Source organism: Gordonia sp. UBA5067 (assembly GCF_002414845.1).
Taxonomy (GTDB): Bacteria; Actinomycetota; Actinomycetes; order Mycobacteriales; family Mycobacteriaceae; genus Gordonia; species Gordonia defluvii.
Genome location: NZ_DIAX01000052.1, coordinates 1 through 11155, shown reverse-complemented (window position 1 = coordinate 11155; position 11155 = coordinate 1). Strand labels below are relative to the sequence as shown.

Here is an 11155-nt window from a genome sequence, read left to right as displayed (position 1 = left end):
CACCTGCATCGCCTGCAATCAAGCGTGTCTCGACCACGCCTTCGTCGGCAAAAAGGTCTCGTGCCTGCTCAACCCCCGCGCGGGCCGGGAGACCACCCTCACCCTGGGCCAGACGCGTCACGCCCGCCATGTCGCCGTCATCGGGGCCGGCCCGGCCGGACTCGCCGCCGCCGTGTCGGCGGCCCAGCGCGGCCACCGCGTCGAGCTGTTCGAGGCCGGCGAGACCATCGGCGGCCAGTTCACCATCGCGGCCCGGATCCCGGGCAAGGAGGAGTTCAACGAGACGATCCGCTACTACACGCGGCAACTCGAGATCAACAACGTCACGGTCCACCTGGGCGAGCGGGTCACCGCCGAAGCGATCCTCGACGGCCGCGCCAGCGCCGCCACGGGCGACGCGGCGAAGTTCACCGACGTCGTGATCGCGACCGGCGTCGTCCCGCGCATCCCCGATATTCCCGGCATCGAGCACCCGATGGTGATGTCCTACGCCGATGCGGTGCTGGGTCACCGCGAGATCGGCAAGCGCGTCGCAGTCATCGGCGCCGGCGGGATCGGATTCGACGTGACCGAGTTCCTCACCGTCGACGAGTCGCCCACCCTCAACCTCAAGGAGTGGGAGCAGGAATGGGGCGTATCCGAGGACCTGTCGATCCCCGGTTTCATCACCAAGCCGCGGCCGCTGCCCCCGGTGCGCGAAGTGTTCATGGTTCAGCGCAAGCCCGGCCGGCAGGGAAAGACGCTGGGAAAGACCACCGGCTGGGTACATCGGGCCACCGTCAAGATGAAGGGCGTCGAGCAGATCTCCGGCGCGGTCTACGACCTGATCGACGATTCCGGGCTGCACCTGACGCTCCACGACAAAGAGGGCAATGAAACCGGCAAGCGAGTACTCGGCGTCGACAACATCGTCGTCTGTGCCGGACAGGAATCGGTCCGCGATCTCGTCGATCCGCTGACCGTTGCCGGCCTCACCACCCATATCATCGGCGGCGCCGACCTCGCCTCCGAACTCGACGCCAAGCGAGCCATCCGACAGGGCACCGAGGTCGCGGCCGCCCTCCCCTGACTACGATTGGGGTCATGGGAATACCACAGCCATCCACGCAGGCCAGAGCAGTCGTCACCGGCGCGTCGTCGGGCATCGGGATGGCCCTCTCCCGTGAACTCGCGGCCCGCGGCCACGGCCTGATCCTGGTCGCGCGCCGCGGCGACATCCTGGAAGAGCTCGCCACCGAGTTGCGTGAGCACTACCGGGTGCCCGTCGAGGTTCGCGCGATAGACCTGTCCGATGCGACGGCGGTGACCGTGCTGTGCGGCGAACTCGAGGGCCGGGAGATCTCGATCCTCGCCAATAACGCGGGGGTGGCGACGTTCGGCCCCCTCGTCGATCTCGACCCGGGCTATGAGCGGGCGCAGGTTCGGTTGAACGTCAACGCCGTGCACGACCTGACGTTGGCGGTGCTCGGGCAGATGGTGAAGCGGGGTTCCGGCGGAATTCTCATGGTCGGCTCCGCCGCCGGCAACATGCCGATCCCCAACAACGCCACCTATGCGGCGAGCAAAGCGTTCGTCAACACGTTCAGCGAATCGTTGCGCCCGGAGGTGAGCGGCCTCGGCGTGCACGTCACCCTGTTGGCGCCCGGACCGGTCCGGGCGCAGCCCCCCGCCGCTGCTGAGTCGAGCAGCGTCGACGCGAACGTGCCCGACTTCCTCTGGCATGACACCGCCAAGGTCGCGAAGATGAGCCTGGATGCGCTGGATCGCAACAAGATGCGCGTCGTACCCGGTGTGCTGTCGAAAGCGATGTCGGTGGCCGGTGGATACACGCCGCGGAAGCTGACGGCGCCCATCGTCGGCGCCTTCTATCGCAAACTCGGCGACTGACGGGACTAGGGTGGGCCGCGTGCAAGACAAATTGGTATGGATCGATTGCGAAATGACCGGACTCGACACCACGTCGGACAAGCTGATCGAGATTGCGGCACTGGTAACCGACGGTGACCTCAACATCCTCGGCGACGGCGTGGACATCGTTATCCACGCCGACGATGAGGCGCTGGCCAACATGCCCGACGTCGTCACCAAGATGCATGCGGCGTCCGGGCTCACCGATGAGGTCCGCGCGTCGACGGTGACCCTGGCGCAGGCGGAGCAGCAGGTCCTCGACTACATTCGCGCCCACGTGACCTCGTCGGGGCAGGTGCCACTGGCGGGGAATTCCATCGCCACCGACCGAGCCTTCCTCGCCCGCGACATGCCCAGGCTCAACGAGTACCTCCACTACCGCATGGTCGACGTCAGTTCGATCAAGGAACTGTGCCGCCGGTGGTACCCCAAGGTCTACTTCGGCCAGCCCCCCAAGGGGCTCGCGCACCGAGCGCTCGCCGACATTCGCGAATCCATCCACGAGTTGCGCTACTACCGGGCAGCGGCCTTCGTTCCCGATCCGGGCCCCGACACCGACACGATCACCGCCATCGTGGCCGACCTCGACCAGGCCTGATCTGGGCGAACACGCCGACCGGCAACCGATTGGTCATCGTCGCCGTGGACCCGCTAGAGTAGGAGCCTGGCTCTGGGCGACGGCGATCCCGCCGGTCAGTGCCGATGGTGGCTGTAGTTCAGCTGGTAGAGCACCAGGTTGTGATCCTGGATGTCGCGGGTTCGAGCCCCGTCAGCCACCCCGAAAGTCGGCGCCCGCATCTTCACCGATCGGGCGCCGTTTTCGCTGCCACCCAAGGAGGGCCTCCCGTGTTGGATGAGCAAAACATGAGCAGGGTGAAGCGCCTCGGAGTCGCGAGCTGGTCCGCCCTGGGCATCGTCGGAATCGTCGTCGTCGCGTCCATGGGGATCAGCGCCATCAGCGGCATCCTGATCCCCCTTGTGGTCGCCGTGATCCTGGGCATGGTCCTCGAACCGGTCGCCACCCTCTTGCGGCGATTGGGCGTTCCCACCACCGTGGCCACCGCACTGACCCTGCTGATCGCGATCCTCGGCCTGGCCCTCACCCTCACCATTGTGATCCGTGGCTTCCTGTCGCAGATCCCGGAGATCTCCCGCCAGCTCACCACCGGCTGGGGCTCGATGGTCGAATGGATCCGCAACCACGACCTCGACCCCGCGTGGCTCGAGCGTGCCCGGTCCGCGTTCGAGGGCCACTCGACGCAGCTCGGCCAAGGCCTCCTCGGCGCGGTAACCCACACCTTCTACGGGGCCGTCTCGCTCATTATCGGCATCTTCTTCTCGGTGTTCTTCCTGTTCTTCACCCTGCGCGACGGATACAGGTTTCCGTCCTGGTTGGCCCGATCCACCTCGCTCGATGAGGAGACAGTCGTCGACGTGGTTTCGTTGTCCCGAGACTCGGTGCGCGGCTACTTCCGCGGCACGGCCATCACCGCCCTCATCACCGCACCGATCTTCATGGTGCCGCTGCTGATCCTGCGCGTGCCACTGGCCGTGCCGATCTTCATCCTCTACTTCTTCCTGTCGTTCCTCCCCTTTGTGGGCGCCTGGATCACGGGAATCTTCGCGGTGCTCATCGCCTTTGGGGCCGGCGGCCTCCCGGCGGCGCTGATCATTGCCGCCACGTTCATCATTTCCAACGGCACCATCCAAAGCGCGGTCAGCTCGTGGGCGCTGGGCAATTCGCTACAGCTGCACCCGGTTTCGGTCCTTCTGGCCACCATTATCGGCGGCACGGTCGCCGGGCTGCTCGGCATGATTCTGGGCGCGCCGGTCCTGGCGGCCACCCTGAAGTCCATGACCGCGATTCGCCAACGCCGGGCGCGTCCGGGCCCGACCGGAGCGCCGGCGATCCTCAAACCTGATCTGGCCCACTAGCGCGGCGCAGGCGGATCGCGCCGATGAACCCGAGAGCGAGGAATACCGTCGCGACGAGCAGCGCCCACCGGGTCGCATCGGCGAACCCGGTCGTCAGGGCTCGGACCGCGGTGGCCGTCTGGTCGCCGAGCAAGCCCGCATCGCCCTGGGCGCGCAGCTGCGCAATGGTGGTGCCGGCCGACTGTCGCGTCGTTTCGGCGAGCTGATCAGCGGCCTGGCCGCGGATTCCCGCCGTATTGAGCGCGGACGGGAGCGTGAGCGCCAGGGAGATCGACAGGGTGGCGCCGGCGAAGGCGGTGCCGAGCGCCGATCCGATCTGTCTGAAGGTGCTCTGCGTCGCCGACCCCTGACCGGAGATGGTGACGGGCACGTCGCGGAGCACCGTGCCGGTGAGCTGGGCCGAGGCCAGGCCGAGACCGAGGCCGTAGCAGGCCAGCGGGAGCGCGATCAGCCAGCCGGGGGTGTCGCCGCTGAGGATGAGCGCAAGCGCAATCGCCCCGGCGACTTCGAGGGCGAGTCCGATCAGCACCGTGCCCGGCGCACCGAATCTGGCTGCCAGGTGGCGGGCGGCCGCCCCCGACAAGAAGGCTCCGACGGCCATTGCCGCGAGCACCAGCCCGGCGCCCATCACATCGAGTCCGAGTGCGTTGATCAGGTAAAGGGGCAGAACGAAGAGGATGGCGAACTCGCCGACCGCGACCATGCCGGCGGTGAGGTTGCCCCACGAGAACGTGCGGAAGGAGAACAGGCTGAGATCGAGCAGCGCCGATCGCTGCACCTTCTCCCGGTGTTGCTCCCAGATCACGAACAGGACGAGGGCGACGACCGCGATGGCCAGTGCGACCGGAATGACCGAGACCCGCTCGCTGGGCCAGGTGCAGCCGAAGATCGACAGTGCCCTCTTCGGGGTCCACCAGCCCAGGTCGGGCCCCTCGATGACCGCGAATACGAGCGCACCGAATCCGATCGCACTGAGCAGCGCCCCGTCGACGTCGACGCCGGGACGCTTCTTTTCACCCCGGGTCTCGGGGACGGTGATGAGGGCGGCGATGAAGACGAGCGCACCCAACGGCAGGTTTACGAGGAAGATCCAGTGCCAGGACGCCCACTGGGTGAGCGCACCGCCGGCCAGCGGGCCGATAGCAGCGGCACCGGAGATGACCGCCCCCCAGACGCCGAACGCCGCAGCCCGGGACTTCCCCCGAAAGACCGCGTTCACGGTGGACAATGTGGCGGGCATGATGAACGCCGCACCGACCGCCTGCACGGCGCGCGCGCCGATCAGCAGGCCGGCCGACGGCGCCGCGGCGGCCATGAGACTGCCGCCGACGAACACGACGATGCCGGCGAGAAACATGCGCTTGCGGCCCAATCGATCGGCAAGGCTGCCGGTCGACAGCAGCAGTGCGGCCAGGAGCACGGCGTAGAGGCTGTTCACCCACTGGGCGTCGGTGAGGTCGAGGTGCAGGTCGCGGATAATCGTCGGGAGTGCGACGCCGACAATCGTGCCGTCGAGCACGATCAGGCCGAGCCCGATAGAGAGAACGGCGAGGGCGAACCAGTCCCGCCTACTCGGGCCGGTCTCGGGGGCTTCGGCGCTCATCTGTCCTTCCCGGCGCGGGCCGCAGTGGCCGCGCTGCACGACGATGAGCGTACCCAAGGCCTCGATGGGAAGTGCACTGCAGCATCGAAACTCGCGACCTAGTCGAGATCGGCCTCGGCCGTCACCACGGTGTCGGGCCGATCGGCTAGGCGACGCCCGAATCGGACGCGCTTGCGCTCGCCGACAGGGACGGCACCTCGACGAGCGGATAGACACCGTTCTCGTCGTGCACCTCGGTTCCGACGACGGGCGGACTGAAGACGCACAGCATCCGCAGCCGGGTCGTCGCGGCGACGGTGTGACGCTCGTGGCCGTCGAGGAGATACATCACTCCCGGCGCCAGCACATGGACCTCGCCGGTCTCCCGGTTGGTCAACGTCCCCTCACCCGCCACGAGCCAGACGGCTTCGACGTGGTTGGCGTAGTGGAAGTCGTTGACCGTGCCAGCGGCGATCGTCGTCTCGTGGAAGGAGAACCCGACCCGGTCGCCACCGAGCACGATCCGTTTGGAGCGCCAGCTGCCGTTCGGCGCGACGACGTCACGATCGGTCCCGGTGATCTCGGCCGTCGACCGAACGATCATGCCAGCACCTCGTCGACCGCCTGAGCGAGAACGGTCAGCCCGACGTCGAGATCATCGGCGCCAATCGTCAACGGCGGCAACAGTTTGACGACCTCGTCGGACGGACCCGATGTCTCCACCAGCAGTCCGGCGTCAAAGGCCGCCGCGCAGACACCGGCGGCCGCCGGCGCGTCGTCGAAGACGAGTCCGCGCACCATTCCACGCCCGCGATGCGACAGCCCGCGGTGCGTTTCGCCCATCTCGGTGAAAGCGGTGGCGATCCGGTCCCCCGTCGCGACGACGTCGCGCGCGAGGGTGTCGTCGGACCAATACTCGCGCAGTGCGGCGGCACCGGTGATGAACGCCGGGTTGTTGCCGCGGAAGGTGCCGTTGTGCTCGCCAGGCCCCCAGACGTCGAGATCGGGACGGATGAGGGTCAGCGCCAGCGGCATGCCGTAACCGCCGATCGACTTCGACAGCGTCACGATGTCGGGCACGATCCCGGCCTCCTCGAAGGAGAAGAAGGTGCCGGTGCGCCCGCACCCCATCTGCACATCGTCGACGATGAGCAGGATTTCGCGTCGACGGCACAGTTCGGCCAGCGCCCGCAACCACTCGGCGCGCGCAACATTCACCCCGCCTTCGCCCTGCACGGTCTCCACAATGACCGCCGCCGGCCGGTTGAGCCCACTGCCCGAGTCGTCGAGCACGCGCTCGAACCAATGGAAGTCTTCGACGACGCCGCCGAAGTAGTTGTCGAACGGCATGGGTGTCGCGTGGACGAGCGGGACACCCGCACCGGCGCGTTTCATCGAGTTTCCGGTCACCGAGAGCGAACCCAGCGTCATCCCGTGGAACGCGTTGGTGAAGCTGATAATTGATTCGCGCCCGGTCACCTTGCGCGCCAGCTTGAGCGCCGCCTCCACCGCATTAGTCCCGGTCGGCCCGGGGAACTGAACCTTATAGTCAAGGCCGCGCGGATCAAGGATCAGCTCCTGGAACGAGGTCAGGAACTCCCCTTTCGCCTCGGTATACATGTCCAGGCTGTGAGTGATGCCGTCCCGGGCCAGGTACTCCAGCAGCGGGCCCTTGAGTGCGGGATTGTTGTGTCCATAGTTGAGCGCACCCGCCCCGGCGAAGAAATCGAGGTAGCGCCTTCCGTCGACGTCGGTGAGCCATACCCCCTTGGCCCGACTGAAAACGGCCGGCCAACTGCGGCAATAGCTCCGAACCTCCGACTCATGGTCGGTGAAGATCTCGCTGGTCACTGGTTGCGATAGGAGTTGCATCAATATTCCTCAATTCGTTTCGTATGTCTTCACTGGTTTCGTATGTGGTGGGCGATGATCAGGGCTCGAGGATGTAGAGGTCTTCGGGCTCGTGCCCGTCGCCGAGATCGGTCGCGGCGAACAGGGGGCGACGGGACAAGGTCAGGCCGCGCTGCTTGGCCACCGCGGCGAACAGGGCTTGCGACGCCGTGTTGTCCGGGCTGATCGTGGTGTGCAGGCGGCTGGCACCACCGGGGGCGACGCCGTCGAGCAGGTGGTTGAGCATGCGGGCGGCGACCCCCCGACCGCGGAGGCGGTCGTCGACGGCCACCTGCCACACCATCAGGACCGACGGGTCGGCGGGACGTCGATAGCCGGTGACGAAACCGGCGAGCTCGCCGTCGACCTCGGCGACCACCGATGTGGACGGGAAGTCGTGACACCACAGCACGTAGGCATACACGCTGTTGACGTCGAGCACGCCCGTATCACCGGCCAGGCGGTGCATGGCAGCACCGTCGGAGAGTCGCGGCTGCCGCAAAGCAGGCCCGTCGGACGTATTCGTGGTCGCGCTTGTCTGTGACAGCCTCATACCTGAATCGACCGTAACCACGACCGGGGACCAAAGTCACCCCGCAGCGGAAATCGGACACCGAAATGGTCGCCTTACCACTGCTCAACCCACATGTGTGAGATGGCTCACACTCGGTTGTGGGCTCTTGCCTCAGCCCTGCGGTGCATCCCCGGTGATCTCGCAAACCCACTGATTGCTGCTGTCACTCCAGATGTAGTGGCCCGGCGCATCATTTTGGTCGGTACACGGCTTGCCGCCCGGATCGTCGTCACGACCCTGCGGCAGCTGGTTCTCGGGCTGCGGCTTCTCTACGGGATTGGGCTGGGCCGGTCCCGGCGCTGCCGGAGCCGGCGCTGCCGGAGCCGGCGCTGCCGGCGCTGCCGGAGCCGAGGGTGCCGGAGCCGAGGGTGACGGAGCCGAGGGTGACGTCGCCGGCGTCGACGCCGGCGAACTACTACTACTCGGGGTTTGGTTCGTTGAGGTCGAACATGCGCCGAGCACCAGCACCCCCGCGGCCATCGGTGCGAACACCATCATTCTCATCGAACGGTTCATCGTTGTTCGGCACGCCATGGGTCAGCTGCCGAACGGCGGCGGCGCCGGTGCAGGCTTCGGCTTGCCGCGAGGCGCGTTTCCGGTGATGTTGCAGATCAAAGTGTTGTTATAGGCCGACTTGTCCGGGTTCTCCCAGATGTAGTATCCGGGCGCCCCGTTTTGATCCGTGCACGGCGCACCATAGCGGGGCTCCGCCGCAGCCGTCCCAGTGGTCAAACCACCCACTCCAAGGGCCAGACCGGCGGTCAGCGCGACCGTTGCCGCCACCTTCTTACCAATCGGTGTCATCGCTTCTCATCCTCTCCGTGTTCATTCTCTCCGTATTCAGCGCTTCGGCCGCCAATGCCACTGGCGAACACCCGCCCGTCACATCAGTTGTGCGCCGCACCCCGGCGTACTGCGGTCGACGCTACTCGCGCATCCGCGGCCGCAACTCGGATTCGCCTTCAGCGACACCACGCAGCCCGATCAGTAGACCCGGGCCCGCATGAGACTCACGTTGTAGGTCGACCACTGACTCAGGGTGAAGTACAGATCATTGCCCCTCGACCAGGGATGGATGAATCCGCCGTAGAGCTGCGCCCCGTCACCCGAATGAACCAAGTCCACCGGCTGCGACCACACCCCCTGCGGGGTGCGCGCCGTGCGCAGCACGATGGCGGACCGCACGATGTCCAGATAGGTCATCTCCCATAGTCCGGTATCGGCGTTGAAGCGCACCGACAGCTCGCCGGTAGGGCCGCCAAACAGGACCGAAGCCGCATTGGCGTCGCGCGAGGGTATCCATCGGCCGTCGTGCCAGTACTGGTACGACGTCTTGTTGAGCACCTCGGTCTGGCGGGCTCGCGCCAGGCCCACCGAACCGTAACGCGAGTTTGGCGTGCCAAACATGTACACGTAGTCACCGTCGGGAACCATCGACGAGACCTGGAACTGCGATGTCCCAAAGACGTTGTCCCACCGCAGGTGCGGGTCGCGCGTCCACGTCGACCCACCGTCGTCGGAGTACGCCAGCCCGCCGTAGTTGGTCCACCACACCCCGGGAACCATCCCCCACATACGGACCGACATGTAGGTCATGAACTGCCGGTCGCCGATGGCGAAGCCCGACGTGGGGATCGTCGTCAACTCGTAGAAGTTGATGTGGCGCGAGTCGACGACCTGAACCGCATGACACCGACTGTCCTGGACCATGGTGTCGATGGACATGCCGTTGCCCAGGTCACGGTCCGAGCTGAACCCGATGACGTTGCTGCGCCAGTCGCCCCCATTCGCCCCTGGCGGCTTGAAGCCGTTGCCGAACGTATCGCCGAATGCCACCGCGATCTGCCCCGGCTTGGACTCCCACATGATGCCGAGGTCGGTGCCCATGACCTGCCAGCGCTTGTCGGTCCGACTGGTCGAGCCCTTTCCGGTGAGGGTGGACACCCAGCGCACCGATCGGACGCGCGGCGGGCGCGGCGCGGAGGCCTGCGGGGCGCGATCGAATCCCGGGTTCACCGCTGCCGGCGGCGGCGGGACAATCGGCGGATGGGGATTGGGCACCGGGTACGGAATATCGATCGGCTTGAGCTTGAACGTGATCTTCGGTGCCGCCAGGCTGCCCAACGATCCGGTGGCCCCCGATGGCTTCGGCTTCTTGTGGTCGGTGAGGTCCGGGCACGGATCGATGCAGCGCTTCTTCTTCGTCGGCGGTTGCTGCGACGGGATGCGGACCGGTGTCTTATGCGGCGCCGGCTCGGGCACCGGCAGCAGGCGCGGGTAGGGCAACTCGAGCCGAAACTCCTTCGGCAACATGTCCGCGGGGCCAATCGGATGTGGTGTCGGCTTTGCGGGCGCATCATTCACGCATCCCGAACTGGGGAGCATCTGCGCGGCAGCCGACCTGCCGACGGGAACCAGGGCACCCGAGGCGAGCGCCGCCGAGACTGCGAGCCACACGATGCGCCGACGGCCGCTACCCATGCGGTACAACGCTACAGGGAGCGCGCGATAACTTCCTTCATGATCTCGTTGGTGCCCGCGTAAATCTTCTGCACCCGGTTGTCGGCCCACATGCGCGCGATCGGGTATTCGTTCATGTAGCCGTACCCGCCGAACAACTGCAGGCATTCATCGGCGACGACCTGCGACCGGTCGCTAGTCCACCACTTCGCCATCGCGACGGTCGGGATGTCCAATTCGCCGTTGATGTGCTTGATGATGCAGTCGTCGACGAAGACCCGCCCGATCCGCGCCTCGGTGGCGCACTCGGCGAGCTTGAACTTGGTGTTCTGGAAGGCGAACACCGGCTTCCCGAATGCTTCCCGCTCCTTGGTGTAGGCGACCGTGTGCTCCACCGCCGTCTCCATGCCGGACACGGATGTGACGGCGATGATCAGGCGCTCCTGCGGCAGTTGCTGCATCAATTGGATGAACCCCTGCCCCTCTTCGGAACCCAGGAGGTTCGTCTGCGGCACCCGCACACCGTCGAAGTTCAGCTCCGACGTGTCCTGACCGCGCTGGCCGATCTTGTCGAGCACCCGGCCCCGGCTGTAGCCCTCGCGCTCAGCCTCGACGAGGATCAGCGAGATGCCCTTGGCGCCCTCATTCGGGTCGGTCTTGGCAACCACGACGATCAGGTCCGCCTGGCCGCCGTTGGTGATGAATGTCTTGGATCCGTCGATGACGTAGTCGTCGCCGTCCTTGATGGCCTTGGTCTTGACGCTCTGCAGATCTGACCCGGTGCCCGGCTCGGTCATCGCGATGGC

The 11155-nt window shown here is 66.5% G+C and carries 11 protein-coding genes and 1 tRNA gene; 6 read left to right on the top strand and 6 right to left on the bottom strand.

Translation table 11 applies throughout. The annotated features are described in order from the left end of the window. From B4M62_RS08660 to B4M62_RS08640, 5 genes are all read left to right on the top strand, one after another. On the top strand, positions 1 to 1069 hold a 1069-nt coding region (locus B4M62_RS08660), incomplete at its 5' end, for an FAD-dependent oxidoreductase (RefSeq protein ID WP_290706723.1). Between the two features lie 14 nt (positions 1070 to 1083). Next, on the top strand, positions 1084 to 1887 hold the full coding sequence (gene cmrA, locus B4M62_RS08655) for a mycolate reductase (RefSeq protein ID WP_290706722.1): 804 nt from the start codon (positions 1084 to 1086) through the stop codon (positions 1885 to 1887). Between the two features lie 19 nt (positions 1888 to 1906). Then, a complete protein-coding gene (orn, locus tag B4M62_RS08650; RefSeq protein ID WP_290706721.1) occupies positions 1907 to 2506 on the top strand; it encodes an oligoribonuclease in 600 nt (199 codons plus the stop codon). 107 nt (positions 2507 to 2613) lie between these two features. Continuing rightward, positions 2614 to 2686, top strand: a tRNA-His gene (locus tag B4M62_RS08645). 86 nt (positions 2687 to 2772) lie between these two features. Then, positions 2773 to 3843 (top strand): AI-2E family transporter, encoded by a 1071-nt coding sequence (locus B4M62_RS08640; protein ID WP_290706720.1) that lies wholly within the window; start codon positions 2773 to 2775, stop codon positions 3841 to 3843. On the opposite strand, the gene B4M62_RS08635 is transcribed toward B4M62_RS08640, so the two are convergent. The 4 genes from B4M62_RS08635 to ectA all read right to left on the bottom strand — a co-directional run bounded on the left by B4M62_RS08635 (position 3821) and on the right by ectA (position 7868). After that, a complete protein-coding gene (locus tag B4M62_RS08635; RefSeq protein WP_290706734.1) occupies positions 3821 to 5446 on the bottom strand; it encodes a DHA2 family efflux MFS transporter permease subunit in 1626 nt (541 codons plus the stop codon). The genes B4M62_RS08640 and B4M62_RS08635 overlap by 23 nt on opposite strands. 145 nt (positions 5447 to 5591) lie before the next feature. Then, on the bottom strand, positions 5592 to 6029 hold the full coding sequence (locus tag B4M62_RS08630; RefSeq protein WP_290706719.1) for an ectoine synthase: 438 nt from the start codon (positions 6027 to 6029) through the stop codon (positions 5592 to 5594). Then, positions 6026 to 7297 (bottom strand): diaminobutyrate--2-oxoglutarate transaminase, encoded by a 1272-nt coding sequence (ectB, locus tag B4M62_RS08625; RefSeq protein ID WP_290706718.1) that lies wholly within the window; start codon positions 7295 to 7297, stop codon positions 6026 to 6028. The genes B4M62_RS08630 and ectB overlap by 4 nt, the downstream gene beginning before the upstream one ends. A gap of 58 nt (positions 7298 to 7355) precedes the next feature. Beyond that, a complete protein-coding gene (gene ectA, locus B4M62_RS08620; RefSeq protein ID WP_290706717.1) occupies positions 7356 to 7868 on the bottom strand; it encodes a diaminobutyrate acetyltransferase in 513 nt (170 codons plus the stop codon). A gap of 298 nt (positions 7869 to 8166) precedes the next feature. On the opposite strand from ectA, the gene B4M62_RS08615 reads away from it, so the two are divergent. Continuing rightward, positions 8167 to 8517, top strand: coding sequence for a hypothetical protein (locus tag B4M62_RS08615; protein ID WP_290706716.1), 351 nt, complete (start codon positions 8167 to 8169; stop codon positions 8515 to 8517). A gap of 356 nt (positions 8518 to 8873) precedes the next feature. On the opposite strand, the gene B4M62_RS08610 is transcribed toward B4M62_RS08615, so the two are convergent. Both B4M62_RS08610 and B4M62_RS08605 read right to left on the bottom strand, forming a co-directional pair. Further along, a complete protein-coding gene (locus B4M62_RS08610; RefSeq protein WP_290706715.1) occupies positions 8874 to 10370 on the bottom strand; it encodes a DUF4185 domain-containing protein in 1497 nt (498 codons plus the stop codon). Positions 10371 to 10381: 11 nt separating this feature from the next. Beyond that, the coding region (locus tag B4M62_RS08605; protein ID WP_290706714.1) for an acyl-CoA dehydrogenase family protein at positions 10382 to 11155 on the bottom strand (774 nt) is incomplete at its 5' end.